Annotated in this window: 32 protein-coding genes and 2 tRNA genes; 13 read left to right on the forward strand and 21 right to left on the reverse strand. The window is 43.5% G+C overall.

Annotation, left to right across the window (positions count from 1 at the left end; genetic code table 11):
* Positions 1–5: 5 nt before the first annotated feature.
* The 3 genes from aroC to ICN13_RS04295 all read right to left on the reverse strand — a co-directional run bounded on the left by aroC (position 6) and on the right by ICN13_RS04295 (position 2565).
* The gene (gene aroC / locus ICN13_RS04285; RefSeq protein ID WP_216139112.1) at positions 6–1121 is read right to left on the reverse strand and encodes a chorismate synthase; all 1116 of its coding nucleotides are present in this window, start codon (positions 1119–1121) and stop codon (positions 6–8) included.
* A gap of 53 nt (positions 1122–1174) precedes the next feature.
* The gene (locus ICN13_RS04290) at positions 1175–1630 is read right to left on the reverse strand and encodes a CBS domain-containing protein (protein ID WP_216139113.1); all 456 of its coding nucleotides are present in this window, start codon (positions 1628–1630) and stop codon (positions 1175–1177) included.
* Positions 1631–1716: 86 nt separating this feature from the next.
* A complete protein-coding gene (locus tag ICN13_RS04295; RefSeq protein ID WP_216139114.1) occupies positions 1717–2565 on the reverse strand; it encodes a YhjD/YihY/BrkB family envelope integrity protein in 849 nt (282 codons plus the stop codon).
* A 22-nt stretch (positions 2566–2587) separates the two neighbouring features.
* On the opposite strand from ICN13_RS04295, the gene wrbA reads away from it, so the two are divergent.
* The 4 genes from wrbA (at position 2588) to ICN13_RS04315 (ending at position 5281) form a co-directional block, all read left to right on the forward strand.
* On the forward strand, positions 2588–3190 hold the full coding sequence (wrbA, locus tag ICN13_RS04300; RefSeq protein WP_216139115.1) for an NAD(P)H:quinone oxidoreductase: 603 nt from the start codon (positions 2588–2590) through the stop codon (positions 3188–3190).
* 5 nt (positions 3191–3195) lie between these two features.
* Entirely contained in the window at positions 3196–3585 is a 390-nt protein-coding gene (locus ICN13_RS04305) for a DUF2069 domain-containing protein (protein ID WP_216139116.1), read from the forward strand.
* Between the two features lie 2 nt (positions 3586–3587).
* Complete coding sequence (locus ICN13_RS04310; RefSeq protein ID WP_216139117.1) at positions 3588–5003, forward strand: FAD-binding oxidoreductase; 1416 nt, start codon at positions 3588–3590, stop codon at positions 5001–5003.
* 92 nt (positions 5004–5095) lie between these two features.
* Positions 5096–5281 (forward strand): hypothetical protein, encoded by a 186-nt coding sequence (locus ICN13_RS04315; protein ID WP_087909997.1) that lies wholly within the window; start codon positions 5096–5098, stop codon positions 5279–5281.
* A 47-nt stretch (positions 5282–5328) separates the two neighbouring features.
* On the opposite strand, the gene ICN13_RS04320 is transcribed toward ICN13_RS04315, so the two are convergent.
* The gene (locus tag ICN13_RS04320; RefSeq protein ID WP_216139118.1) at positions 5329–6522 is read right to left on the reverse strand and encodes an MFS transporter; all 1194 of its coding nucleotides are present in this window, start codon (positions 6520–6522) and stop codon (positions 5329–5331) included.
* Positions 6523–6652: 130 nt separating this feature from the next.
* Between ICN13_RS04320 and ICN13_RS04325 the strand changes: the two genes are divergently transcribed.
* Both ICN13_RS04325 and ppk2 (ICN13_RS04330) read left to right on the forward strand, forming a co-directional pair.
* Complete coding sequence (locus ICN13_RS04325; protein WP_216139119.1) at positions 6653–6922, forward strand: serine/threonine protein kinase; 270 nt, start codon at positions 6653–6655, stop codon at positions 6920–6922.
* A 3-nt stretch (positions 6923–6925) separates the two neighbouring features.
* Entirely contained in the window at positions 6926–7708 is a 783-nt protein-coding gene (gene ppk2 / locus ICN13_RS04330) for a polyphosphate kinase 2 (protein ID WP_216139120.1), read from the forward strand.
* A 21-nt stretch (positions 7709–7729) separates the two neighbouring features.
* Here the strand turns inward: ppk2 (ICN13_RS04330) and ICN13_RS04335 are convergent, their stop codons facing one another.
* The 5 genes from ICN13_RS04335 to ICN13_RS04355 all read right to left on the reverse strand — a co-directional run bounded on the left by ICN13_RS04335 (position 7730) and on the right by ICN13_RS04355 (position 11149).
* A complete protein-coding gene (locus tag ICN13_RS04335) occupies positions 7730–8731 on the reverse strand; it encodes a sulfurtransferase (RefSeq protein WP_216139121.1) in 1002 nt (333 codons plus the stop codon).
* Between the two features lie 57 nt (positions 8732–8788).
* Positions 8789–9691: an alpha/beta fold hydrolase gene (locus tag ICN13_RS04340; protein ID WP_216139122.1), complete on the reverse strand. Its 903-nt coding sequence runs from the start codon at positions 9689–9691 to the stop codon at positions 8789–8791.
* Between the two features lie 44 nt (positions 9692–9735).
* On the reverse strand, positions 9736–9999 hold the full coding sequence (locus tag ICN13_RS04345) for a hypothetical protein (protein ID WP_255534033.1): 264 nt from the start codon (positions 9997–9999) through the stop codon (positions 9736–9738).
* Positions 10000–10008: 9 nt separating this feature from the next.
* Positions 10009–10692 carry a DUF3313 domain-containing protein gene (locus ICN13_RS04350; RefSeq protein WP_216139123.1) on the reverse strand — a complete coding sequence of 228 codons (684 nt, stop codon included), beginning with the start codon at positions 10690–10692 and terminating at the stop codon, positions 10009–10011.
* Between the two features lie 70 nt (positions 10693–10762).
* Positions 10763–11149, reverse strand: coding sequence for a hypothetical protein (locus ICN13_RS04355; RefSeq protein WP_216139124.1), 387 nt, complete (start codon positions 11147–11149; stop codon positions 10763–10765).
* A gap of 159 nt (positions 11150–11308) precedes the next feature.
* Here ICN13_RS04355 and ICN13_RS04360 point away from each other — a divergent pair, with 159 nt between their 5' ends.
* Positions 11309–11710 (forward strand): hypothetical protein, encoded by a 402-nt coding sequence (locus tag ICN13_RS04360; RefSeq protein ID WP_216139125.1) that lies wholly within the window; start codon positions 11309–11311, stop codon positions 11708–11710.
* 77 nt (positions 11711–11787) lie between these two features.
* Here ICN13_RS04360 and ICN13_RS04365 read toward each other — a convergent pair whose 3' ends face one another.
* From ICN13_RS04365 to ICN13_RS04380, 4 genes are all read right to left on the reverse strand, one after another.
* A complete protein-coding gene (locus ICN13_RS04365) occupies positions 11788–12402 on the reverse strand; it encodes an alternative oxidase (RefSeq protein WP_216139126.1) in 615 nt (204 codons plus the stop codon).
* 142 nt (positions 12403–12544) lie between these two features.
* Positions 12545–13114 carry an SRPBCC family protein gene (locus ICN13_RS04370; protein ID WP_216139127.1) on the reverse strand — a complete coding sequence of 190 codons (570 nt, stop codon included), beginning with the start codon at positions 13112–13114 and terminating at the stop codon, positions 12545–12547.
* A complete protein-coding gene (locus ICN13_RS04375; protein ID WP_216139128.1) occupies positions 13115–13807 on the reverse strand; it encodes a CDP-diacylglycerol diphosphatase in 693 nt (230 codons plus the stop codon).
* Between the two features lie 2 nt (positions 13808–13809).
* Positions 13810–14046: a hypothetical protein gene (locus ICN13_RS04380; protein WP_216139129.1), complete on the reverse strand. Its 237-nt coding sequence runs from the start codon at positions 14044–14046 to the stop codon at positions 13810–13812.
* 304 nt (positions 14047–14350) lie between these two features.
* On the opposite strand from ICN13_RS04380, the gene ICN13_RS04385 reads away from it, so the two are divergent.
* The gene (locus ICN13_RS04385) at positions 14351–14530 is read left to right on the forward strand and encodes a hypothetical protein (RefSeq protein ID WP_216139130.1); all 180 of its coding nucleotides are present in this window, start codon (positions 14351–14353) and stop codon (positions 14528–14530) included.
* Positions 14531–14533: 3 nt separating this feature from the next.
* Here the strand turns inward: ICN13_RS04385 and ICN13_RS04390 are convergent, their stop codons facing one another.
* Complete coding sequence (locus tag ICN13_RS04390) at positions 14534–14710, reverse strand: hypothetical protein (RefSeq protein WP_216139131.1); 177 nt, start codon at positions 14708–14710, stop codon at positions 14534–14536.
* Between the two features lie 251 nt (positions 14711–14961).
* Here ICN13_RS04390 and ICN13_RS04395 point away from each other — a divergent pair, with 251 nt between their 5' ends.
* Both ICN13_RS04395 and ICN13_RS04400 read left to right on the forward strand, forming a co-directional pair.
* The gene (locus tag ICN13_RS04395) at positions 14962–15156 is read left to right on the forward strand and encodes a hypothetical protein (RefSeq protein ID WP_216139132.1); all 195 of its coding nucleotides are present in this window, start codon (positions 14962–14964) and stop codon (positions 15154–15156) included.
* A 95-nt stretch (positions 15157–15251) separates the two neighbouring features.
* Entirely contained in the window at positions 15252–15446 is a 195-nt protein-coding gene (locus tag ICN13_RS04400; protein ID WP_216139133.1) for a hypothetical protein, read from the forward strand.
* Between the two features lie 44 nt (positions 15447–15490).
* Here ICN13_RS04400 and ICN13_RS04405 read toward each other — a convergent pair whose 3' ends face one another.
* Together ICN13_RS04405 and phaZ are read right to left on the reverse strand one after the other, a co-directional pair.
* Entirely contained in the window at positions 15491–15877 is a 387-nt protein-coding gene (locus ICN13_RS04405; protein ID WP_216139134.1) for a hypothetical protein, read from the reverse strand.
* A complete protein-coding gene (phaZ, locus tag ICN13_RS04410) occupies positions 15874–17151 on the reverse strand; it encodes a polyhydroxyalkanoate depolymerase (protein ID WP_216139135.1) in 1278 nt (425 codons plus the stop codon). The genes ICN13_RS04405 and phaZ overlap by 4 nt, the downstream gene beginning before the upstream one ends.
* Positions 17152–17321: 170 nt before the next feature.
* Here phaZ and ICN13_RS04415 point away from each other — a divergent pair, with 170 nt between their 5' ends.
* Positions 17322–18935, forward strand: a complete 1614-nt coding sequence (locus ICN13_RS04415; protein ID WP_216139136.1) for an FMN-binding glutamate synthase family protein — start codon at positions 17322–17324, stop codon at positions 18933–18935.
* A 225-nt stretch (positions 18936–19160) separates the two neighbouring features.
* Here the strand turns inward: ICN13_RS04415 and ICN13_RS04420 are convergent, their stop codons facing one another.
* The 4 genes from ICN13_RS04420 to ICN13_RS04435 all read right to left on the reverse strand — a co-directional run bounded on the left by ICN13_RS04420 (position 19161) and on the right by ICN13_RS04435 (position 20364).
* Positions 19161–19340, reverse strand: coding sequence for a hypothetical protein (locus tag ICN13_RS04420; RefSeq protein ID WP_216139137.1), 180 nt, complete (start codon positions 19338–19340; stop codon positions 19161–19163).
* Positions 19341–19709: 369 nt separating this feature from the next.
* A complete protein-coding gene (locus tag ICN13_RS04425) occupies positions 19710–19985 on the reverse strand; it encodes a hypothetical protein (RefSeq protein WP_216139138.1) in 276 nt (91 codons plus the stop codon).
* 189 nt (positions 19986–20174) lie between these two features.
* A tRNA-Arg gene (locus ICN13_RS04430) sits at positions 20175–20251 on the reverse strand.
* Positions 20252–20287: 36 nt separating this feature from the next.
* Positions 20288–20364: transfer RNA gene (locus ICN13_RS04435), tRNA-Pro, on the reverse strand.
* 60 nt (positions 20365–20424) lie between these two features.
* Between ICN13_RS04435 and ICN13_RS04440 the strand changes: the two genes are divergently transcribed.
* Together ICN13_RS04440 and ICN13_RS04445 are read left to right on the forward strand one after the other, a co-directional pair.
* Positions 20425–20793, forward strand: a complete 369-nt coding sequence (locus ICN13_RS04440) for a hypothetical protein (protein WP_216139139.1) — start codon at positions 20425–20427, stop codon at positions 20791–20793.
* 81 nt (positions 20794–20874) lie between these two features.
* Positions 20875–22971, forward strand: a complete 2097-nt coding sequence (locus tag ICN13_RS04445; RefSeq protein WP_216139140.1) for a TonB-dependent receptor — start codon at positions 20875–20877, stop codon at positions 22969–22971.
* On the opposite strand, the gene ppk2 (ICN13_RS04450) is transcribed toward ICN13_RS04445, so the two are convergent.
* Positions 22968–23873 carry a polyphosphate kinase 2 gene (gene ppk2 / locus ICN13_RS04450; protein ID WP_216139141.1) on the reverse strand — a complete coding sequence of 302 codons (906 nt, stop codon included), beginning with the start codon at positions 23871–23873 and terminating at the stop codon, positions 22968–22970. The two genes, ICN13_RS04445 and ppk2 (ICN13_RS04450), sit on opposite strands and share 4 nt — an antisense overlap.
* Positions 23874–23937 lie beyond the last annotated feature (64 nt).

Here is a 23937-nt window from a genome sequence, read left to right on the forward strand (position 1 = left end):
ATCAATCAATCGGTTTTGGAGCCTGGCCGTGCTGCCGGAATCGCTTTAGCACTTACTTTGACATCTGCGCACTGAGCGCGGTGGCGTAAAGCATGATCCATAAGCACTAAAGCCAACATTGCTTCAGCAATCGGTGTAGCCCGAATGCCCACACAAGGATCATGACGACCCTTGGTTTGAACGGTAATGGGTTTACCATCCAAATCAATGGATTGCTTTGGGCTCATGATGCTAGAGGTAGGCTTAATAGCAATGGATACTCGTAAGTCCTGACCGCTACTAATGCCACCAAGAGTTCCGCCAGCATTATTGCTAGCGAAGCCATCTGGATGCATTTCATCGCCGTGCTCACTACCGCGTTGAGCCACAGATTTAAAGCCAGAGCCAATCTCAACACCCTTAACCGCATTGATACCCATCATGGCATGCGCAATATCAGCATCCAATTTATCAAATAGAGGCTCACCTAAACCAATCGGAACATTGCGAGCGCGCACCTCAATCCGCGCGCCACAAGAGTCCCCTGCTTTGCGCAGCTCATCCATGTAAGTCTCAAGCTGAGGAATGATGTCAGCATTTGCAGCAAAGAATGGATTCTTCTCAACCTGAGTAAGGTCTTTAAAAGGAATCTCCACTTCACCAAGCTGACTCATATAGCCATAGAACTCAGTGCCATATTGTTCATTAAGCCATTTTTTGGCAATCGCAGCTGCAGCAACCACAGGCGCAGTTAAGCGAGCAGAGGAACGGCCACCACCGCGTGGATCCCGGAAGCCATATTTATGGTGATAAGCGTAGTCAGCATGGCCTGGTCTAAAGGTTTGCAAAATATCACCGTAGTCTTGACTACGTTGATCGGTATTGCGTATCAGCAGGCCAATTGGCGCACCTGTAGTTTTACCTTCGAAGACGCCGGACAGAATTTCAACCCGATCTTCTTCTTTGCGCTGGGTAACGTGACGGGATGTACCAGGCTTACGGCGATCTAGGTCCAACTGAAGATCTGCTTCGGATAAAAGCATGCCCGGTGGGCAGCCATCAACCACGGCGCCAATAGCAGGACCGTGAGATTCACCAAAAGTGGTAACAGTAAAGAGGAGGCCTAAAGTATTTCCTGACATACCGACATTATGTCATTTGTCAGGAATATCAGGTTAAAACAAGTGCTTAGGGGCTAGTTAGCAGCCTTTTCGGTGTCCTCTGGCCAATCGCGAATGTAGGCCTTGAGCATCGAATTTTCAAAATCCTGCGCTTCAACAACGGACTTGGCAACGTCGTAAAAAGAGATCACACCCATCAACATCTTTTGGTCAATAACAGGTAAATAGCGCGCATGGTCTACTAACATCATGCGACGAACCTCATCAATCTCCGTTTCCATATTGCAAGTGAGCGGCTTTTGATTCATTACGGCGCGCACTTGAATATTATCTAACTTGCCGTGATGTGTTGCTAATGCAGAGATCACTTCACGAAAAGTCAAGATTCCGACTAGCTTGTCATAGTCCATGACAACTAATGAGCCAACATCGTGCTCACTCATGACTAATACGGCAGTTTGCAGCGCAGTGTCAGGTGCAACCGTAAATAAGGTGCTGCCCTTAACGCGCAAGATGTCACGTACTTTCATTTAATCTCCAAAAAACAATACAAACCGTATGTATAACCCCAATATATTCCCAAGGTGTCGTTCAATCAAGGGCTCAAAGCCCTCTTTTAGTAACGAATAACCCTAATGAGCCCGCTGCGGATATTGGGTAAATTGGCGACTAGGATGGCGCCAGCAAGGGTTATCCACCAGGTCATATAAATCCAAAGCAGGCCCAATGGGAAGATGGCAAAGGCGCCATAGACTGTTTTATAGAAAGCAGTGTGACTCAGAAAAATAGCATAGCCGAACTTCATTAACTCAAAACTGATGGCAGCAAAGAAAGCGCCTGAAAAAGCATCCGACCAAAGAATCTTGGAATACGGTAAAACTTTATACACCACTGCGTAGACGGCAATCGCTAAAAAAATGGGTGCAATTGCAGCAAGGAGACGGAAACCAAAGGAGATTGTTTCGATCCACCCTTCTGAGGCGCTAAATAAAATCCCGCTTAGATATATTCCGATACCCAAAAGTACGGGGCCTAAAAAAGTTGCCGCACCATAGATCAGCACCTTTTTAAATAAAGGACGGCGTTCTTGTACTTTGAAAATTTGATTAAAGGCAGCCTCGATTACCGCCAATGTCGTGATGGTGGTAATTACCAAACCAAGCAAACCAATCAAAGTTAAGCCGCTAGCTTGTGATGAAAACTGCTCTAGATAACTAAAGACTTGCTGATTTAAACCGCCGGGCATGTAAGTATCGAGTAGCCAGGTTCTGAAAGCATTTTTTACCTGGATAACGCTGGGCAGATAACCAATTAAGATGGTCGCAATGGTGAGCATTGGGACTAAGGACAAGGTAGTCGTAAATGCAAGGCTGGCAGCTATCTGGTTTAAATTAAGACCACGATTGCGCTCCCAGAGCTGTTTGCCCAGAGCAAGCCATAATTGGGGGTTACGAATAAGGCGCATCGCCGTATCATAAGAGAAGAATATGAGCCAAGCTGAAATTTTAGTTTTGTACTACTCCCGCCATGGTGCAACCAAGGAGCTGGCACGCCTCATAGCAGAAGGCGTTGAAAGCGTTCCCGGGGTAAATGCGCGCCTGAGAACTGTACCTGCAGTATCTACAGTATGTGAAGCTACGGAGGCATCAGTACCCAATGAAGGAGCCCCATATGTTGAATACTCCGATCTACAAGAATGCATTGGTTTAGCACTGGGCTCCCCTACTCGCTTTGGCAATATGGCCGCCCCCATGAAATATTTTTGGGATGGCAGTTCATCAGAATGGCTCAATGGCGCTCTAATCGGAAAACCTGGATGCGTTTTTACGAGCACTGGCAGTATGCACGGTGGTCAAGAAAGTACGCTACTCACGATGATGATTCCATTGCTTCACCATGGCATGGTTATTGTGGGATTGCCTTACAGTGAGCCTGATTTAATGTCCTCCAATACCGGTGGCAGCCCTTATGGCGTGACCCATCTAGCCCATGCAGATGGACGAGCACCTATCAGCCCAGAGGAGCAACGCTTAGCGATAGCCCAAGGTAAGCGCTTAGCTGAAACCGCATTAAGACTTCAAAAGAAATAATCAAGATGCTGAAGAAAATCCTGCAGAAGAATCCCTACCAACTGCTTGCAACGGCAGCCTTTGTGGACTTATTTATTCTGTGTGTATGTTGGGAGTGGTTTATCTCCCCCCTTCGCCCTGGCGGCTCCTGGCTCATTCTGAAAGGTATACCTTTACTCTTTGCCATTCCTGGCCTATGGAAAGGCAAGGTTTACACCATGCAGTGGGCATCGATGTTAATTCTGCTCTACATCACCGAAGGCTTGGTACGCATTTTAGAAACTGGCGCAAACTTTTGGATGGCTGTTTTGGAAACCATCCTTGCAACCACCGGTTTTGTTTGTCTACTAATGTATTTAAAGCCAATTAAGCAAGAGGCTAAAAGTTTGGCTAAGAAGAAGGCTCAGGCTGAGTGAATATGAATGGCTTGATCGAGCAAATTAGCGAAATACTTGGCAAAGAATTCGTTCTCACCCAAGACCAAGATAAGGATCCCTACCTAACCGACTGGCGTAAGCGCTATGTTGGGAAGGCTCTAGCAGTACTCCTTCCAAAAACTACTCATGAAGTCGCTAATATTGTGAAGCTATGTGCGGCTAATCATGTTTCCATTGTTCCGCAAGGTGGCCATACTGGGTTTTGCGGTGGAGCTACACCCGACGATAGCGGTAAGCAAGTTATTCTGAATCTGAAACGCATGAATCAAATTCGTGAAATTGATTCCGCTAATCAAACAATGACGCTTGAAGCGGGATGTATTTTGCAGACCGTTCAAGAAAAAGCAGCAGCGCAAGATTTCTTGTTTCCTCTAAGTCTTGGTGCGGAGGGCAGTTGCATGATTGGTGGCAACCTCGCTACAAATGCTGGTGGCACAAATGTACTGCGCTATGGTAATACCCGTGATCTTTGTCTGGGTCTTGAGGTTGTTACCGCTCAGGGTGAGATCTGGAACGGCATGAAAGGTTTGCGCAAGGACAATACGGGTTACGACCTGCGTGATTTGTTTATTGGTTCTGAAGGCACGCTCGGCATCATTACTGCTGCGGTCATGAAACTCTACCCACTGCCCACCTCTCAGTGGACTACTCTGGTAGCAACCGAAGACATTGCATCCACCATTGCACTGCTGAATTTATTTCAGAAGCGAGCGACCTCATTGCTCACTGGCTTTGAAATGATGACCCAAGAATCCTTGGCACTCAATGAGAAGCACTTTCCGCAGATGGCCAACCCCTTAAAAGGTAATCCCCCTTTCACCATCCTGATTGAACTCTCTGATCATGAAAGTGAAGAGCACGTCCGAAAACTCCTAGAAACGGTCTTAGAAGAAGCCTTCGCAGCAGGATTAATTAGTGATGCCGTCATTGCCAGCAACCTAAGTCAAGCCAATGCGTTTTGGCATATGCGTGAGCACATTACCCTGGCGCAAGCTGAAGAAGGCGCCAATCTCAAGCATGACATCACCATTCCACTTTCTTACTTGGATAGCTTTATTCAGGAAACGGATGCTTTAATGCGCCAACAGTACCCAGGTGTACGGATCATTAATTTTGGCCACTTAGGCGACGGAAACCTCCACTACAACATCGCCCCACCCCTTGGATCTGACCCTAACACATTTAACCTTGCTTATGAAAAAGCGATCCATGAGCTGGTGTATTCCCAGGTGGAGCGTTGCCAAGGCTCTATATCGGCTGAACATGGGGTTGGACAGCTCAAATTGGAGGGATTAAGGGCACATAAGGGTGAGGTAGCCCATGACCTCATGAAGACTCTAAAAAGGGCCTTGGACCCAAAAAATATCCTCAACCCCCATAAAGTGGTCTCAATTTAGGGTTTTTACACCCAAATATTTGTTAAAAATTTTGTAATTCTTGTCATCTCTATCGAATTCTGGTGCGTTGTATGGGCATACAGGAGACAAAAATGTCAACAAGACTAAAACGTTGGGCCCGCGCAATTCAAGAAATCGACTTGTCCAAAAGGACGCCTGAAGTCGCTATTGGCTATTTGGATAGCAAGTATCGCGATATCGCTTGGCGCTATATCCGTATCCTAGGCTTTGAACGCACTATCAGCTTCATGGCTAGCAATAACTTTCATCCAGAGTAAGTTATCAAATAAACCCTAAATAATTGATTTATTTAGGGTTTTTTATTTCAGGTGCTTACTGGATTCATCTTTTTCGGTTTAAATACCCAAAATACCAGTAGCAATACAGCAAGGCCTGATGACAAGCCTGAAAATAGAAACGCTACTGTCGGGTTAATAGATTCATACAGCCAGCCGAATATAAAAGACGCTGGCAGCAGCATCATTCCAGAGCAAAGATTGAACCATCCAAAGGCAGTCCCTGTTAACCCCTTTGGAGCTAGGTCAGCAACAAGTGCCTTCTCAACTCCCTCAGTAGCTGCTTTAAATAACCCGTATAGGGCGAATATTCCAAAAAGCCATCCAACTGTCAGGCCGGAATAACTCATTGCAGCATAAATAAATGCATATGCAGTCCATGCGATGGCAATAAAGTATTTACGATTAAATCGATCCGATAAGGCAGAAAGTGGCGTACCAAATACGGTAGTAATTAAAGAAATACAGGCCCATAGCAGCGGAATCTGTTCCTGAGGTACGCCAAGTTCCCTGGCCCTTAACAGCAAGAACATGTCTGAAGAATTGCTAAGTGCAAATAAACCCACTGCCAATAGATAGCGCTTAAATTCGACTGGCATTCCATCCAGGTTCCAGCTGAACTTCACAGTTGATGCATCGAAGCTTTCTCTCGCAGGCTCCTTAATACAAAGGGCTAGAGCAACAGTAATAGCGCCTGGAATGACTGCCCAGAGAAAAATTTCTTTCAGGGGAATATTAATTGCGAGTAGATAAGCAGCGAGTAATGGGCCAACAACTGCGCCAGCATTATCCATGGATCGATGAAGGCCATAAGTAATGCCGCGTTGATTGGCCGGAACGCTCTCGGCCAACAATGCATCTCTTGGGGAGCTTCTTAAGCCTTTACCAAGTCTATCGGTAAAGCGAATGAACAACACGCCAATCCAAGAGCTGGCAAATGCAATTAATGGTCTACCGATACCCGCAAGCAAATAACCAAGCACAATCCAGACCTTAGCATTTTTGGTCCGATCGACAACAACTCCAGAAATCAGCTTGAATAGACTAGAGGTAGCTTCTGCTACGCCTTCGATGATGCCAATCGCTTTTGGTCCAGCCATAAGCACGGATGCCAAGTAAAGCGGCATTAAAGGGTACAACATCTCGCTTGCCGAATCGTTCACAAAGCTAATTAAACCGATTAACCAAACCGTTTTGGGCAAAGAAGAAAGGGTTTTAAACATGCTCTTTTAATGTAGCACTAATTTTAGCAATCAGAAAAAAGAGGTTTAATTGTCATAATTACTTGAATCGCTGCCCAATTATCCGTACGATGGGTATGAATAGCGACCCACTTCAACCTTAGGAAAAATCATGAGCCAGAAAAAGTTAGTAAAACAGTTAATGAAAAAACTGGATAGGCTGGAATCTGATCGCGAAAAGTTAATTGATAAGTTAGCTAAAGCTCTTGATAAGCTCGAGTTAAAGGAGGCGACAAAAAAGCCAGCGGCTAAAAAGGTTGCCTCAAAGAAATCAGCAAGTAAAAAAGCTCCTGCTAAAAAAGCACCTAGAAAAAAAGTAGCTAGCAAGAAAACACCCGCCAAAAAAGCGGAGACTCCACCTGCCTCTAATACCGACGCTTAAGTAGTGAGTAAAGATCCAAAAGCAAGTGATCACGAGTCTGATTACGACGCACAACTAAAGTTATTGCAAATTGAGCTAGTCAAGCTTCAACGTGAAATTATTTCAGGTAATTTACGTTTACTAGTTATCCTAGAAGGTCGAGATACGGCAGGTAAAGATGGCACAATCAAACGCATTACTGAACATCTTAGTCCACGTGAAACTCATGTTGTAGCACTTGGTAAGCCCTCCTCTCACGAGGAAGGTGAATGGTATTTTCAGAGATACGTTGCTGAACTTCCTTCTGCGGGAGAGTTCAGCATCTTTAATCGCAGTTGGTATAACAGAGCTGGCGTGGAAAAAGTTATGGGCTTTTGCACTGAGGCACAGTACAAACTATTTATGGCCTCTGTCAATGAGTTCGAGGGTTTGTTGGTCGATTCTGGCATACAGATTATCAAGTACTACTTAGACATCGACAAGAAGGAGCAAGCGGAGCGTCTAGAGAGCAGGAAAACCGATCCTTTAAAACAGTGGAAAATCAGCCCTATCGATGAACAGGCACAGCATAAGTGGGACGCTTACAGTGTTGCACGCGATCTGATGCTGCAACAAACTAGTTCTATAAAAGCTCCCTGGACTGTGATTAATGCCAATAGCAAAAAGCATACTCACCTTAACCTGATTCGAGATCTTTTATCTAGGGTCAAATATTCCGGAAAAGATGAAAAGATCTTAACGGTAGATCCTGATGTTGTAATGCCCTGCCCGCCGCTTGGAAGCAAACCACCCAAACTAGCCTCCTAGCATTCCCTAAAAGAATATTGCCTAGTTACTCTTGGCCTTTAAGGCCTCCTCCAACTGATTAATTTTATTTTGCATTGCACTGAGTTTGGCATTCAATGCGCCTACATTTAAGAAAGTCTCATCAGCTACTGGCGCCTTTAGGTTATTACCCCATCCAAGCCAGGCTGAGTCATACACCTTCACCTTTTTAAAACCGAGGTTTTTAAGGACTACTGCAGTCTCAGCAGCGCGAACACCGCTTTGGCAATACACCACAGTTTCTTTATCTGGGTCTAGGTTGGAATAGAGCTTTTTGAGATCTGCCTCGCTTTTCATTGACATGCCAGCATTGTCGGTAACCTGTTTCTTGCTAAGTTTGATCGCAGTAGCTGGATCCTGCCAATTGTCTTCAAATGGAATATTGACTGAATTTGGTATATGGCCGCCGCGAATGGCGCGGACATCTTTGCCTGAGAATTCATCCGGAGTTCTGACATCCAAAATCTGTACCGATTTAGATTGAGCAAGCTTGAGCATTTCTTCATTAGATACCACGAGCTGAGCTTGCGGTACAAGGGTTACGGATACAGGCGCGGATGTTTGGCGCTCCTTCTGAATCGGTAAGCCAGCAGATTTCCAGCCATCAAAGCCATCATGATAAATCTGAGCTTGTTTTCCACCAAAATAATTAATGGTGTACAAACCGAAATAAGCATAAGGATTGCCACGCGCTCCATAAACGACAATATCGCGGTTAATGTTTAAACCAGCGTCATTGAAGAGTTTTTGAATCTTTTCAGTCGCAATGTAGTCTTCTTTATTGGGGTCTCTTAGAACACTACCTATCTCACCAATATTGATTGCTCCTGGAATGTGCCCCTCTAGGAAACTTTTTTCATCACGTACATCCCAGACAATCGCTCCACGAGCAATTGCTTGCTGAACTTGATCCGTATTCAGAATGGCATCATTCTTTTGAGCGTATGCACTCAGAGAAACTAAGGCAGTAAGAGTTAGGAAGATTTTTTGAATGACTGTATTCATGGGAGACACTTTCAGCTAGAAATGAACGTTTAGAGGTGAGCTTAACACTAAGCATCTTCAAACTGCTTCAGTAAAGAAGGCTTTGGCTTCAGTAATCAACTCAGTTGGGCACTCTTCAGGGATATAGTGACCACAAGGAACGGTTTTTCCAGAGACATTTTCGGCTACCACTTTCCAATCCTCAATAGGCTTGAAGCATTTATGGACTAAGCCGTGCTCACCCCATAAAACTCGAAATGGCATCGTGAGTTTTTTACCTGCCGCCCTATCAGCCCGATCATGAACTAAATCAATACTAGCAGCAGCTCTATAGTCCTCACACATGGAATGCATGCTTAGTGGATTGCTTGCGCCAGCGAGATACTCTGCCCAACGTTCTGGAGAAAAGATGCCCGTACCAGCATGACGACCCATATGCTGCTTAATCCAAAACTCGGGGTTCGCAGCAATTAAGGTTTCTGGAATAGGTTCTGGCTGAATCAAAAAGAACCAATGCCAATAACCTTTAGCAAACTCCATCGTGGTGTTGTCATACATCGTCAGCGTTGGAGAAATATCCAGGACCATTAAACGCAACACGCTGTCCGAAAAGTCCATGGCCAATCTATGAGATACACGGCCGCCACGATCATGCCCTAGCAAGAAAAATTGCTGATGGCCTAGAGACTGCATCAGAGCATGCTGATCTGCTGCCATGGATCTCTTTGAATAAGTTGAGTGATCGGCTTTGCCATGAGGTTTAGAGGATTGCCCATAACCCCGCAGATCGGAGGCCACGACTGTGAAAGATTTTGCTAACTCTGGAGCAACCAACTCCCAGATCGCTTTGGTTTGTGGAAAGCCATGTAATAGCAATATGGGTGGACCATTACCGCCTACTTGACAGGCGATCTCTATGGGACCGTCCTCTGATGAAACGGTAATTCTTTTTTGCTCAAAGCCAGGAAATGCTATGGTCATATCGTATCCAATAAAAAAGAGCCTCTGAAGAGGCTCTTGGAGTGTTAACGCGCTGCCATCGCTTGAATTTCAGCAACGGTGACATAACCTTTATTGCCGGTATCAATATAGCTAAAGTGATCATAGATACGAGGCATGCAACCTTTGGCCTCAGCCATGGTTAGCTTGCCATCGTGATTTTTATCGCACTTTGCAAAACGCTCAGAAATTTCCTTATTGCGAGATGTATCATCAGCATATGCTGGTGACGATAAAGCTAACATTACACAAACAGAAAGCAAAATCGCTTTTAAAAGATTAATTCTCATGCCTATCTCTTATTTCCCTGTTGGCGTTGGATTAGCAGATGTTTCCATTGCCACCTGAACTGCTTTTTTTGCCATTGCTATAAATGAGTCAACAGATCCGCTAGCAGTTCTAAATGACTCGCCTTGAACGGTTACTAAACCTTCGCCTAAGAGTTTATTGTTTTGGCTATCTGTGATTTTGCTCTCAATTACTAGGGCCGGAGTTTTTGCATTGACGCCACCCGCATATGCAGCTGCATTAGCCGCTAATCCAATAGGAGTAAAGTTCCATGGCTTCAAATAGTCATTAGAACTTTCTGCGCCAGTGATACCAACAGCCACCCGTGCTACTCCCGGGCCAGGCTTGGTGACAATCTTGATATTGCCACGAGCATTTACTGCCTCAACCATGGAGGCCTGCAATGCCGCTTTTGCATTCATGATCGATTCGGCACTTACATCTTTAGTTGCGTTCTGATTTAAATAAATAGGATCCAAGATAACAGCGGTATACACACCAGGATTAACTCCAGAAATTCTGTATCTCCAAATACGTGCATCTGCAACCGAGGTAGACATGGGCACTAGCAATGAATAATCAGGTAAAAATCCCGATTTAGGCATTGCTTCAGTGGCAAGTTTTGGGGCATTGCTACATGCTGCCACTAACAGGGCTAGGGAAAAGGATGCAGCGACCAGAGTAATTTTCTTCATTTTTAATCCTATAAAAGTGCCGCAAATACATTAACCGAAAAGGAATCTAAACCATCATAACCAACAATTATTAATCCTGGGGTGGACAAGGCAAGATACCCCCTGTCTTTTTATGAATGGTAGGTTTGCAGTCAGTTTGTGGAGCTGGAGAAGATTGGGTAGCAACCCTGCTTGTTGGGGCTGTAGCGGCGGCTACAGGAGTAGTCGATGCTGGAGTGTCCAAAGTATTGCTCACAACTGGTGCAGGTTTAGCTTGTTTTGGCGTCTCAAGCCCTGCCGCCACATAAAAAGATTTATCAGTTCCAGGACATGGCATTAATGCACCAGTTTTGGCGTTATAGATTTCTTTGCACTGTGGGTTAGCCTCGAGACGGGCTTCTAATTTGGCGGTGGTACAGGCTGATAGTGCCAGCACAGCCAGAGTCGTCAGGGTTGATAAATGGATTGATTTATTCATCAGCCCATTCTAAGCCAATAGATAGTCCAAGAGAATGGGGTCTGGTCAGGTGTTTACCTTGAGGATATGGGCTTTTACGAACGCTCGAGCTATAGATACTGAGGAATATAAATGCTACGATAAAGAGCATAAAGCATCTAGTAATAAAGGATGAAAAGAATGGATATGAAGAAGCTAATATTAGTCTTACTTCTACTCTCAACCACCGCTCAAGCAAGAGAAGAATGGCAGGGTGAATTTTCACCACCCAGCAAGTTCACCACAACAAGGGGTCATAGACCTGACATAATTATTCACGTCAAGGCTAGCGTTGATAAAAGTTCTGATGGTGGTTTAAGTGGCGCTGTTACCTTATCAGGAGGCCAGCTTCGTTGTTCCGGGGAGGCCAAAATTGAATCTGGAAAAATCCAAGGAAATTCTATTTTCATTAGAACCGAACCATTGCCAATTCATAATTGCGGACGATTTATATTCAAAGGTTCTGTAACTGAAGATTCCTGGTCTGGGGAAGTGCCTTGGAATGAGGTCTCCAATGAATTGGTATTGAAGAAATCGAAGTGATGTCACGCGCTTGGTGGCTTTAACTGGGTTTTGAGACTGCACAACAGTTATCAAGCGTGAGGCTTGGGCCTTAATGTCTAAGATCGTAAATCGTAGTCACTAGCAAATTGGTGATTTGTATCCCGATGATGAGCTTCATCATGACGAACAGCAATCACGACATCCCGAAGGGTTGCATCAGGCCCAAGCTTCCAATAATCAATAGCAATCTTTGGAGCAGGCACATTGGCTATACGTCCCTCATCGATTTCTTTTAGATATTCGGTATAGGAATAAACGGCTTCTTCCTCAAAATAACCCACTATGCGATGGGCTGTTCTTGGGAAAAATACATAGATCACAAAAAAGAAATTCCAAAAAATGGCTTGAGTTACTAAGACTAGGTAACGCTCAAATATATTGGGCTTTGCAATCTCAATGAAGGTCATGAGATGCATTCTTTCGTTCTCAGCTTCCGCTAACAGCGTCCGAATCTTTGGTCCATAGCCAACTCTCATACTGCGCAGGCTTGTTAAATGCGTCCACATTCCAGCAACCATACCGGGAACTCCTGCGACTGTTTCTAAAACAACTGCTCTGTGGCCATAGCGTTTCTTGAAAAAGGTATCCGCAAAAAAGCGCATGCCCTTAGTAAAAGAGAGAGCAACTCGATCAGAAAACTGAACCGGGGTGTAATGGATGGGATCATTCATAAAAACACTTTAAATGTTTTTCAGCTTTTATGCCTAAGGCCTCAATTTTATGGGTCCGGCAAGGCTTAAATCCACTATTTCGGCATCCTAAGCCTCAAAAAATGACTAGTATCTGCAAACAGTCGAGTGGTTGTATGTCAAATTAATTGCAAGCGAGTATTTCAGGAAATTTTGTCTGCGCCGCTCTTTGTGCCATGAATTCGAATCTTCCACGCACACTATTTCTTATAAAATACTCAATCACTAGGTATGGAATCAGGGAGTTCGGCTCAAAAATAGCCTCGTACCTAAAGAGAGTCTTATCCCTTGTTTCACTAAGCCTCCAAGACCCTTGGTATTGTTTGTTATCACCACTAATTTGATTAAAAGTAATCAGTTTGTTTGGGAACTCCGTATATTCAATGAGCGACTTCATCTCAATAGGAAAAAACAGTATTTGTTCTCTAATTAATCTTTGAACACGTACCCTATTCCGTGTTCTTGATATTACTTTTGACTCAATAATTCCTGGAACATATTTAGCGCCCTCATAGTCGGTAATAAAGGTGTAGGCAGTGCAGATATCAATTGGCACCTCATAACTTGCCAGAATTTTGAAGTGGCCATCCTCGGAACTTACGCTTACTTGAACATCATGTGGATTTGAATTTTCATATGCATGGCTTTGGATTGTGCTTAGCGATAGAAATAAGCAGATAAACCATTGAATCATTTAATTACAACTCCAAATAGTAAAGGCAGCTTCTGGGCTATTGGGGCTAACTAATACCAGATATTTTCCTTCTAAAGTCTGAGCTACTAGAACACCATAATCCCTTAGACCTTTGGCTTTAGCGTCTTTATCAGCTATCAACCAAACACTCTTGAGGTTATCAACATAAACAGGTGCGTATTGCTCAAAACGGGCCCTGGCATTTTGATCCAATCTAAGTATATGCAGATGTAATTGATTTTGAGTACGTTGGGACTTGGGATTAACAACCAATGCCAGTGATTCAGCTTCGATGCGCTCCACTCCAACATCCCAAGCAAATTGCCAAATATCTTCTTGTCGATTTAAGTCTTCTACACCAGTAATAAGATCTCGAGGTATAGCAAGGCCATGAACAAATTCTGCGGGGCATCCACACATTTTGATATCTCGTATTGCAGCATATTGTGTATTTAGCGCCCATACCTCATTGGTTTTTTTGCACTCACTAACATTGCCACAATTGGCTTCCCGCCTAGGTAGCGTGCAATTAGCACAATAATTCTCTTTTAAAGGATCTACACACTGCGAAACAATGTGCAACAAGATATCGCTTTTAGCGATATTAAGTGCTATGGCTTGTGATGAAATACCAATACTTACTGTTATTACAAATACAGCTTTGAACAAGAGGCCTTTCACATTACCAATCAACTTTAATCCTCTAGTTCTAACTCAAGATACAGAGTAGATTCAGCATCAGCTAACTCTGCATACTCAGTCGCTGTCATCTGGTCCTCAAATGAAAGTTGTGCAAAACGCTCTGCCGCTTCAAAATTTTTTTCTCGATAGTTATCTAGGGCTAACAATTGATTCCAGGCCGCCTTTTGATAATATTCAGCAGACATTCTTCTTAAGTCAATAATCTTGTCACTTTGGTTTTGATCTAGCATTCTCTATCTCCTTCAATTTGTCATTGAACTTGATTGATATGCTCTACTTTTCTTATGACACCTCTGTGAATTTTTAAACCGCTTTGTCATATTTAAGGCCCTGATATCAAGCCTATTTATGACAATTTCACTTCATAAAATTTATTTAAAAATATTTCATTTAACGGTAGAACTGTCATATTTAATCGACAAAAATCAAATCTACCTATGGGATATGAGGATCAATTTTGATCGCTACTGGTTGTGATTGGTTTGTTCCAACAGCTCATAGGTAACCAATCTGATTCATTTGGGGAGAGCGCTGATGACTACCTTTACAACTGAAGATCGGGAGATGCTTGAAAAAGAGCCAATTCCTTTTTACGGCTATTGCTACTTAACTGATCCATCCCCGAAGGATAAGACGGCACTTCTACATCCGGTCCTAAAAAAAATTAAAGTGGAATACCGAGTAGATGAAAGTAGTGAGGATTTAGAAGATTAGGCTTTAATGCCCTTTGTGCTTTCTGCCTAATTTTTCAGGCTTACCGTTGCCATAAAGACACCAGTATTTGATTTCTTCTGAAAGAGCTTCTAGGTCTTTTAGTTCAAGAACCTTTAAGTCAGACAGACTAACTGTTCCAGTTTTCTGCAATTTCTCTAGAGCTTCTTGTAGTGCCTTCATATTGATGTCCTTTCTTCTTAAAAGACACCTTTTGATTCTAACTTAGTGAGATCTACAGCCCAGATTTATACGTTTTGATCTAATTTGGGGTATTTTGGGGTTTTATGACCAATTGACGACAAATAGTACTTTTAGTCATGAACTTAAGGTCTGTTAATCTAAAAAGTTATTTTGCTGTCATGCAGTATTCATCAATAAGGCCCATACTAACTAGGTAATAACCCTAGTATTTTCAACCAAAGGAGCCTTAAATGACACAATTATTAAGTCTCTTAAATCAAGTCTTTGCAAACCAGACTAAAGGCAGTGATTTAGAGCAGTACATCAATAGCCGCAACCCTAATAGCCATCAGCAGGTAGAGCAACTTACTCGTGACTACCTGTATCACTACACTAATTCTGGGGGGGCTATAAATCGTGAAAAAACTAAAACGCCTGTTCATTAAAGCGGCTTTAGCCTGGGTTGAAGCTCGTAAAGCCTACGCCAGTCTCTATATTAATCACCGCCTAGGTTCATGAGCTTAATTTAGGAAAATACCAAATGAAGTTAACCGTCTTTCGTTACAAAGTCTGGGATCATCAAGATGATGATCATGTCCATGTTGCGCCTTACTATGCCATTCGAGAATATATCGAGCACCTAGAAGGCGCAACAGTGATTGAAGATGATTCGCTAGAAGTTGATGAGTCTGATTTAGATACTCATGGGCGGATCGCTGTAAGGGATGAGGGATAGTTTGTATTGCAGTTGTAAGGATCAGCACATGTCCTTACAACTTTTTATATCTGACTGGCATCTTTATAAATCTGCTGATGCCCTTTATCCATTAGCTGAAAGAAGCTGTCCATAAATTGATGATGTTGCTCAGCCATAGCGTTATAAATGGTTAGATTCGTTTGTCCAAACGCTTGACAGGCAATAGTCATAGCGGCCATGAATTCATTAGGCTTACTATGATCAACCGCTTCAACTACTCTGTCAGTAACCCGCTCATTGGCCACTTGCATTAACTCAATTAATTCTTCGTGTAATTTTTTATGATTTTCGAAAGAATTGCTCGTCACAGCCCAAATAGGCATCATCAAACTATAAAATCCCTCCATAGTTTTCATGGGGTTCATTTGCCCTGATGTCTGTCCTGATCCACCAAAATGGTTTAAGGTCATGATTGGTCTCCTGTTGTAGTTACTTGGGAAGGTAGAACTGTTACTTCATGGTGCTGATCAGCATCTTGAATAAATTGGGTAATCATTGGAGCAATCGTGCGACGAAATACTGCGCCATTAAAGGTTCCGTAATGCCCTACTCCTTGAATCAACTCGTAGCGTTTGTGTTTTTCAGGTAGGTTTGGCGTGATATCAAATGCCGCTCTCGTTTGACCAACACTACAAATATCATCCTCTTCACCTTCTATGACCATCAAATAGCTTTTGCGAATATGTTTAGTATCTACCTGATGCCAACGGCTCATCATCTTTCCTTGAGATAAGGAATGTTCTTGAAAGACTTCTTTGATGGTTTGAAGATAAAACTCTTCAGTCAAATCCATCACTGAGAGGTATTCATCATAAAAAGCTTTGCGACGATGAGCCTCTTCTTCATTTCCCCGAACCAATGCCTCATGCATGGCATCAATTGAGATGGCATGACGATCAGAATTCATGGCCATAAAACTGTTTAGCTGTAAAAAACCTGGATAAACCCTTCTGCCCATGCCTAAAAATGGTGGTGGCACAGGTTGAATCAAATTTTTCTCAAACCACTCTAGATCGTGAGATTTTGCAAACTCATTAACCTTGGTTGGATTCACTCGAGTATCAATCGGTCCAGCGATCAGCGTTAATGAGCATGGCTGACAGCGATCACCCCAATCTGACATGATGGCAGTGGTTGCAAGAGCGGCAACGGTAGGCTGACACACAGCCAACACATGAGTCTTAGGGCCTAAGAAATGCAAGAAATCAATTAAGTAGTCTATAAAATCATTGAGATTAAAGCGATCTTGATTGGTGGGAATGTTCTTGCAATCGAGCCAATCAGTAATATAAACATCATGCTCCGGTAGCATTGCCTCAACGGTACCTCGCAAAAGGGTGGCAAAGTGCCCCGAATAGGGAGCAACAATGAGTAGTTTTGGTTGATGTAATTTTGTGGCTACTTTTTTGAAATGCACTAATTGGCAATACGTTCGCTTGAGAACTATTTCATCTTCAATCTCAACTGCCCCTCCATTAACCTCAATCTCATGAATACCCCACTCCGGCTTGAGATGTGCGCCTGACAATTGTTCTATGACATCTAGCCAAGCAAGATTAGATTTATGGAGTTCAGTATTAATAAATGGGTTGGCCGCACTATTTAAAGTAGCCCGCACAATCCTAAGAGATTGACGCATTGGTCGAATACTAGAAGCAATTGTGTTTTGCAAAAGGTATAGCATGCCCATCCCTTAACCAAGAGTTTGAACCCTTATAGTTATCCTAAGATATGACAACTTGATTACAAATTGTTTGATGTCGTTTAAAAACCATTTAAAAATTACCCCGCAATAAAAGACTCTAAATCTGTTGCTTTTATTTGTATGATTAATAAACAAATTACAAGGAAAATATGACCCGTTACTTTATTTGGCAATTATCCGTAGTGCTCAGCATCTATTCTGGCTACTTACTTATTCTAGATAATTCCATAGCTAAAATTTGGTTTGCATTTTTTGTCTTTACAACTTTAGGTCTAGTTGGCGTAATGGACCAGATACAAAAAAAGCATGCGATTTTACGTAATTATCCAGTCATTGGTCACTTACGATTTTGGCTTGAATTTATTCGCCCTGAAGTGCGCCAGTACTTTTTGGAGTCGGATAGCGAAAAATTACCGTTTTCACGAAATCAACGCGCTTTGGTATATCAGCGCTCAAAGAATTTATCAGATCAGCGCCCTTTCGGAACAATTGAAAATGTCTATTCGAATGGGCATGAGTGGCTAAGCTACTCTAATGCTCCATCGCAAATAGCAATTAATCCTAATAGCTTGCGAGTGAATATTGGAAATCAAAATTGCGCACAACCTTACTCAATTTCTATTTTTAATATTTCAGCGATGAGTTTTGGGTCTTTGTCGGCCAATGCAATTCTTGCATTAAATAAAGGTGCAAAACTAGGTGGCTTTGCTCAAGATACCGGCGAGGGATCGGTATCTAAATATCATAAAGTACATGACGGCGATCTCATATGGGAGATCGGCTCTGGTTACTTTGGCTGTCGATTTGATGATGGGCGGTTTGACCTAGAGAAGTTCGTTCAAGTTGCCGCTGACCCACAAATTAAAATGGTTGAGATTAAATTATCTCAGGGCGCAAAACCAGGTCACGGTGGAATTTTGCCAGCAGCCAAGATTACCGCTGAAATTGCCCAAACCCGTGGAGTGCCTATGGGGGTTGATTGTATTTCGCCTAGTCGGCATACCGCTTTTAACAATCCCGTTGAAATGCTCGAATTTATTACTACCTTAAGGGAAAAATCAAGTGGCAAGCCAGTTGGCATCAAGTTGTGCGTTGGAAAACCAGATGATTGGTTTGCTATTCTAAAGGCGATGATTGAAACAAGATTAGCTCCAGACTTTATTGTTGTTGACGGTAGCGAAGGAGGAACTGGAGCAGCTCCTGTTGAATTTATTGACCATATTGGGATGCCAATGCGGGATAGCCTGCGCTTGATTCACACTACATTGATTGCAGCAAATCTTCGAGATAGAGTGAAGATTGGCGCTGCAGGAAAAATCATTTCTGCATTTGACATTGTCAGGGTATGCTCAATAGGTGCTGATTGGTGCAATTCTGCAAGGGGTTTTATGTTTGCTATTGGGTGTATTCAATCTAGAACTTGTAATACGGATAAGTGTCCTACCGGAGTAGCAACCCAAAATCAGTTAAGGCAAAGAGCTCTAGACCCAGAAGATAAAGGTGATCGTGTTTATCATTACCATCAAAATACGCTTCACGCACTTTCAGAAATTCTAATGGCTGCAGGTTTGAACCATACCTCAGAGCTAAATCCAGAATTCATTATGAAGCGAGATGAAAATAGCATAGTGCAGCCATTTTCAAAGAATCTCATGCACATGGAAGCTGGCTCACTACTAGATCAATCTCCAGAAATGGCATTTAGTGGTGATCAATGTTACTTGGCAAGCGCCTGGATAAAGGCTAATCCGAGATTTTGGTAGAAATTACAGCTTAAAATTATGCGCTGCACTGACATAGGGTATTTCTGAGTGCAATCTGCGTAGATCCCAAAAAGTGGCCTGCCCAGCACGATTCGAACGTGCGACCTGGGCCTTAGAGGCTGATTGCAACTACTGACATTCGCAGGCGGCTGGATGGTCCGATGGCAAAGATGTCGGGTAAACCGACAAAATAGTATCGGAGCTTAATGCTTTCAAAGTCTCATTTTATGAAGCATTGAGCTTTAATGCCCGAATAGACTGTATGAGCTTACTAAACTGGGCCTTGTCTTGTGTATCTATCGGTTTAGCATCATTCGTTTGTGAATTAAGCAAATATTCAGCATCTTCTAGCTCGCGAATAAAGTCAATCGCAGCTTGGGCCTTTTGCTTTTCAGTACCTGGCACTAACTTAGAGGGTCAGATCACCATCAAGCAGTTTGATGGATTCTTGATCAAGAGTCTTGGCAGCAAATAAAAACTTTAAATCAAGCATCTTCTGTTTATTCATGCGGTGGAATCACCGAAACTTTCGCTGTGAATATCGATAACCAAAATACTCCTTTTTGGTTTTGGATTGATGGGCAATGGGTTAAGCAATTCGGCTGGGTGACATACAACAAAGGCCAGCCCACTATTTCATATAGCAAGGCTAATACATCCTTTTCCCCAAGGGAGATGAAGGTTACTTGGTATAACCCTGCTTATGATGTAAAGCCTCAGTATTGGAACTGTAAAAAGTTGGGGACGGTAAAGACTTATAAGGCTAAAAGTTAATCACTTGCACTCGATAACTAAACCATTTTGAGGCGCCATCATGAATGTTCCTTGATTCATGAATCCTACAGTGCCAGATGAACGGTCAACGATGTTATATCCACTAGGGCATACTTCGCCTGCCTTCTGATAGCAAGCATCCAAAGTTCTACCCATTCCGCTACAACGCATTGAATATCCCTGCTTACCGCTTGGCCCCTTAAATGGAGTTGGGTCTATAGACATACAACCAGCAAGCCCAAGGGCTATTAAGACTGTAGTTAGAAGTGATTTCATATTTATTCCCCTATTTGCTTGTTTTCTATTAAAACAGATAAGCAAAAAAAGCTTGAGGAATCTAGAGTATTCCTAGCCACACCTTGTAATAATTTTGGTCCCCTAATGGTCCCCCAAATAGGGTATAAATGCTCTTAGGTACGAGTACCGAGTATTAGAGAGCTGTTTAAAGCATTTATTTAAGAAATTTGGCCTGCCCAGCACGATTCGAACGTGCGACCTACGCCTTAGAAGGGCGTTGCTCTATCCAGCTGAGCTATGGGCAGTTATATGCTGGGTATTTCTAGAACAATAAGGGAAAGTGGTCGGAGTACAAGGATTCGAACCTTGGACCCCCTGCTCCCAAAGCAGGTGCGCTACCAGGCTGCGCTACACTCCGACGGAAACGATATTCTACACTGACAGGGCTCTTTCGGGCAAATCCTGTAAGATTCGGTGCATGGTTGCCTATTTTTCCAGCAAATATCTAAAGCGTTTTCAAGCTACTCTTACAGTATCTTTGCTCCTTTTTTGCCTTTTAGGTACCCACTGGATTGGCTTTAACCATAGCGTTTCTCATGCTGGTTTACATAGCCAGAGTGTTGAAAAGTGCTCTGCTGATGATGCTGCTGCTGGCATTACCCATAGCTCGGATGCCTGCCATTTATTTGATGCGCTGACATTAGCTGGATTTGTACCGGTTGGCGGAACTGATGTAGTTCGCCATCCCGATCCTATCTCTGCGATGGTTATTTCGGTAGATTCAATTCTTGCTGAATCCTCTGCCACTGCATACCAATCGCGCGCTCCCCCTACTTTCATTCTGTAATCGCAATAGCGGTCTGGGCCTTACCCAGGCTTTCGATTAGAGCAACATCTCATCGATGTTGTATGGAGTGAGAAATTATCAATGAATCACAAACATTCTTTGTTTGTTTACAAAACAATTTTGTCTGTTTCCATTTATGGATTGCTATTTAGCTCAGCAAAAGCACAGACATCCAATCTAGAAATTACCGCTACTGGATCACAAGAGGCCGCCCAAAGCATCTTGACTCCAACGAAGGTCTTGCAAGGCGATGAGTTGCTCAATAAATTGGGGACAACACTTGGGGCAACACTTGCAAATGAATTAGGCGTTTCTGCTACAGGCTATGGCGCTGGCTCTTCTCGTCCGGTAATACGCGGCCTAGAGGGTTCTCGAGTGCAGATTTTGCAAAATGGCCTGTCTGTTGGAGATGTATCCAACATCTCTCAAGATCATGCTGTTGGCAACAATATGCAAAACACCCACCAAGTCGAGATTTTGCGAGGTGCTGCCGCCCTTCTCTACGGCTCAGGCTCAAGCGGTGGCTTGGTGAATGTGGTGAATGATCGCATCCTAACCAATCTTCCTGATAGAGCAACGGGTGCGATTAATACGAGTTATGAAACTGTAAATAATGGTCGTGCTGGATCACTTGAGGTCGATGGCGCAATCGGATCGGTAGCCGTTCACGTCGATACCGCAATTAATAATGCCAATAATTACCGTATACCTGGCAGCTCGACACAATCACAAGGCGAGCCCATCGGAGGCTGGACAGTCCCGCCAGAAGGCAATGGCGGCAATAACTACACAGGCAAGCTACCCAATACCTTTAGCAATCAAAACAATTTAGGCGTTGGTGTTTCTTATATTGGACAGAATGGTTACACCGGTGTATCGATTGAACGCTTAAACAACAACTATGGCATTCCGACACCTGAAGGTGGCTCAATCAATCAGTCGCAGAACCGTTACGACTTTCAGCATCAAACGCGTGATCCTTTTGCTGGCTTCTCATCATTCAAATTTAGTGCTGCCAATAGCAACTACAGCCATACTGAATTTACCAATGCTGGTGAAGCAGCAGCACTTTGGAAGAATATTGCCAATGAAGCGCGCTTTGAATTGGCTCATAACCCTCTTCTAGGCTGGAGAGGTACCTTTGGCGCACAGGTAACCGCCTCCTCTCTCAATGCAACAGAAGTTGGCACCGGAAGCTATGCGATCGTGCCACCTACTAAGACCAATTCCAATGCTCTATTCTGGATTGAGGAAGGCAAATGGAATTCGCTTCAAGGCAACTTGGGTCTGCGCTATAACAGCGTTGCTCAAAATCCCAATACATCAACGACTTTAGAGGCGCAGGATACGGCTCAAGGGACCCCTACTCCAGGCATCACCTTGCAAAATCGGAACTTTAATTTGATGTCTTATTCTGCGGGTGGATTGTGGAACTTTATTCAAGGCCATGGTGCTGGTGTAGCGTATACGGTTTCACAACGTGCTCCTAGTGCGCAAGAGCTGTATTCCTACGGCGCTCATGAATCTACGGCAACCTTTGATATTGGTAACCCTAATCTCAGTAAAGAAACCTCTCATAACTTAGAGTTCAATTTACAAAGAAATATTGGTTTGCTTCGCGGTAAGGCTAGCGTCTATGCCAATCGATTTAATAATTACATCTATGGCTATTACACCGGTAATTCCATCAGTAATGGCGGTCAAGAAGGCGATGGCTTTAGCGTTGTCACCTCCCAGCAAGCAGCCGCAACCATTAAAGGTATTGAGGGAGAATTAACCTATAACTGGCGTGAGCAAGGCCTTGGAGGAAGAGTTTTTGGTGATGCCTCACAAGGAAGCTTTGATGCAGGCGGTAATTTACCCTTGCAACCGGCACCAAGGCTGGGCGCTGAGATAGCGCATCAACGCAATGGCTGGCTCACTAGTGCCACCTACGTCTATAGCTACCAGCAAAATCGCTTAGCAAGTTGGGAACAGGGTCCAGCGCCAAGCTACAACCTATTAAATGCTGGCATTTCGTATACAGAAAAAATTCAACAGGTGAATTGGACTGTTTATCTGAATATGAAGAACTTACTCAACGAGCAGATTCGGTATGCAACCACTCCAATGGCGGTCAGACTGTATGCACCGCAACCAGGAAGAAGTTTCATGCTTGGGATACGGGGTACGTTTTAATACAGATCTGGAACGTACATCTCAGGGGGCACGGGTCCACGCAAGTAATCTGGGTTGTGGACTCGAGCTGGAAGCGTGATCTCTGGATGTGCAATTTCGTGATACGGAATTTGAGTCAAGAGATGGCTGATACAGTTTAAGCGAGCTTTTTTCTTATCATTTGCTGCAACGACCCACCATGGAGCCTCAGGGATATGGGTATGCTCCAGCATAGTTTCTTTAGCCTTGGTATAGGCTTCCCATAGGCGGCGCGCTTCAAGATCCATTGGACTTAACTTCCATTGCTTCAAGGGATCATGAATGCGCATCATGAAGCGGTTGTACTGCTCTTCATCTGAAATAGAAAACCAATACTTAATGAGAATGATTCCAGAGTTGATCATCATGCGCTCAAGGTCTGGGACGGTCCTTAAAAACTCTTGGTACTCTTCATTAGTACAAAAGCCCATGACTTTTTCTACGCCAGCGCGGTTGTACCAACTACGATCAAATAATACGATCTCTCCGCCTGCAGGTAATTGTGAAATATAACGTTGGAAATACCATTGGGTTCTCTCGCGTTCATTTGGCGCCGGCAATGCAACAACTTTACAAACGCGTGGGTTGAGGCGTTGGCTAATACGCTTAATAGCGCCACCTTTACCTGCTGAATCACGTCCTTCAAATAGAACGGCAACCTTCACTTTATTAGCAACAACCCAGTCTTGTAATTTGACTAGTTCGCTTTGGAGTCTGAATAACTCTTTGAAGTAAACATTGCGGGGTACGCTTGAATTGCCATCGCCATCAAAAGAGAGGCGGCCATCATCCATCTCCATCTCGAGCTCTTCATCCATGCTATCCAGAATTTCTTCTTGAGCACGTTGGTACCACTCAGCCATCTCTTTATGTTTTGATGTCATATGATCTAAACCATTACTAGATTAGTACTTTTAGAGTAAATATATGACATTAATATTACAACGC

It is taken from the genome of Polynucleobacter sp. MWH-Berg-3C6, from assembly GCF_018881855.1.
Taxonomy (GTDB): Bacteria; Pseudomonadota; Gammaproteobacteria; order Burkholderiales; family Burkholderiaceae; genus Polynucleobacter.

Excerpts from the sequence above, each read along its gene's own strand:
- ICN13_RS04355 (WP_216139124.1), bottom strand. The coding sequence starts at position 11,149 with ATGAATAAATCAATCCATTTATCAACCCTGACGACTCTGGCTGTGCTG.
- ICN13_RS04335 (WP_216139121.1), bottom strand. The coding sequence starts at position 8,731 with ATGAATACAGTCATTCAAAAAATCTTCCTAACTCTTACTGCCTTAGTT.
- ICN13_RS04320 (WP_216139118.1), bottom strand. The coding sequence starts at position 6,522 with ATGTTTAAAACCCTTTCTTCTTTGCCCAAAACGGTTTGGTTAATCGGT.
- ICN13_RS04340 (WP_216139122.1), bottom strand. The coding sequence starts at position 9,691 with ATGACCATAGCATTTCCTGGCTTTGAGCAAAAAAGAATTACCGTTTCA.
- ICN13_RS04380 (WP_216139129.1), bottom strand. The coding sequence starts at position 14,046 with ATGCTAGATCAAAACCAAAGTGACAAGATTATTGACTTAAGAAGAATG.
- ICN13_RS04345 (WP_255534033.1), bottom strand. The coding sequence starts at position 9,999 with ATGAGAATTAATCTTTTAAAAGCGATTTTGCTTTCTGTTTGTGTAATG.
- ICN13_RS04405 (WP_216139134.1), bottom strand. The coding sequence starts at position 15,877 with ATGACCTTAAACCATTTTGGTGGATCAGGACAGACATCAGGGCAAATG.
- ICN13_RS04425 (WP_216139138.1), bottom strand. The coding sequence starts at position 19,985 with ATGAAATCACTTCTAACTACAGTCTTAATAGCCCTTGGGCTTGCTGGT.
- ICN13_RS04440 (WP_216139139.1), top strand. The coding sequence starts at position 20,425 with ATGGTTGCCTATTTTTCCAGCAAATATCTAAAGCGTTTTCAAGCTACT.
- phaZ (WP_216139135.1), bottom strand. The coding sequence starts at position 17,151 with ATGCTATACCTTTTGCAAAACACAATTGCTTCTAGTATTCGACCAATG.
- ICN13_RS04305 (WP_216139116.1), top strand. The coding sequence starts at position 3,196 with ATGCTGAAGAAAATCCTGCAGAAGAATCCCTACCAACTGCTTGCAACG.
- ICN13_RS04415 (WP_216139136.1), top strand. The coding sequence starts at position 17,322 with ATGACCCGTTACTTTATTTGGCAATTATCCGTAGTGCTCAGCATCTAT.
- ICN13_RS04350 (WP_216139123.1), bottom strand. The coding sequence starts at position 10,692 with ATGAAGAAAATTACTCTGGTCGCTGCATCCTTTTCCCTAGCCCTGTTA.
- ICN13_RS04400 (WP_216139133.1), top strand. The coding sequence starts at position 15,252 with ATGAAGTTAACCGTCTTTCGTTACAAAGTCTGGGATCATCAAGATGAT.
- ppk2 (WP_216139141.1), bottom strand. The coding sequence starts at position 23,873 with ATGACATCAAAACATAAAGAGATGGCTGAGTGGTACCAACGTGCTCAA.
- ICN13_RS04445 (WP_216139140.1), top strand. The coding sequence starts at position 20,875 with ATGAATCACAAACATTCTTTGTTTGTTTACAAAACAATTTTGTCTGTT.
- ICN13_RS04310 (WP_216139117.1), top strand. The coding sequence starts at position 3,588 with ATGAATGGCTTGATCGAGCAAATTAGCGAAATACTTGGCAAAGAATTC.
- ICN13_RS04295 (WP_216139114.1), bottom strand. The coding sequence starts at position 2,565 with ATGCGCCTTATTCGTAACCCCCAATTATGGCTTGCTCTGGGCAAACAG.
- ICN13_RS04290 (WP_216139113.1), bottom strand. The coding sequence starts at position 1,630 with ATGAAAGTACGTGACATCTTGCGCGTTAAGGGCAGCACCTTATTTACG.
- ICN13_RS04370 (WP_216139127.1), bottom strand. The coding sequence starts at position 13,114 with ATGATTCAATGGTTTATCTGCTTATTTCTATCGCTAAGCACAATCCAA.
- ICN13_RS04385 (WP_216139130.1), top strand. The coding sequence starts at position 14,351 with ATGACTACCTTTACAACTGAAGATCGGGAGATGCTTGAAAAAGAGCCA.
- ICN13_RS04390 (WP_216139131.1), bottom strand. The coding sequence starts at position 14,710 with ATGAAGGCACTACAAGAAGCTCTAGAGAAATTGCAGAAAACTGGAACA.
- ICN13_RS04315 (WP_087909997.1), top strand. The coding sequence starts at position 5,096 with ATGTCAACAAGACTAAAACGTTGGGCCCGCGCAATTCAAGAAATCGAC.
- ICN13_RS04325 (WP_216139119.1), top strand. The coding sequence starts at position 6,653 with ATGAGCCAGAAAAAGTTAGTAAAACAGTTAATGAAAAAACTGGATAGG.
- aroC (WP_216139112.1), bottom strand. The coding sequence starts at position 1,121 with ATGTCAGGAAATACTTTAGGCCTCCTCTTTACTGTTACCACTTTTGGT.
- ICN13_RS04395 (WP_216139132.1), top strand. The coding sequence starts at position 14,962 with ATGACACAATTATTAAGTCTCTTAAATCAAGTCTTTGCAAACCAGACT.
- wrbA (WP_216139115.1), top strand. The coding sequence starts at position 2,588 with ATGAGCCAAGCTGAAATTTTAGTTTTGTACTACTCCCGCCATGGTGCA.
- ICN13_RS04365 (WP_216139126.1), bottom strand. The coding sequence starts at position 12,402 with ATGAATGATCCCATCCATTACACCCCGGTTCAGTTTTCTGATCGAGTT.
- ICN13_RS04360 (WP_216139125.1), top strand. The coding sequence starts at position 11,309 with ATGGATATGAAGAAGCTAATATTAGTCTTACTTCTACTCTCAACCACC.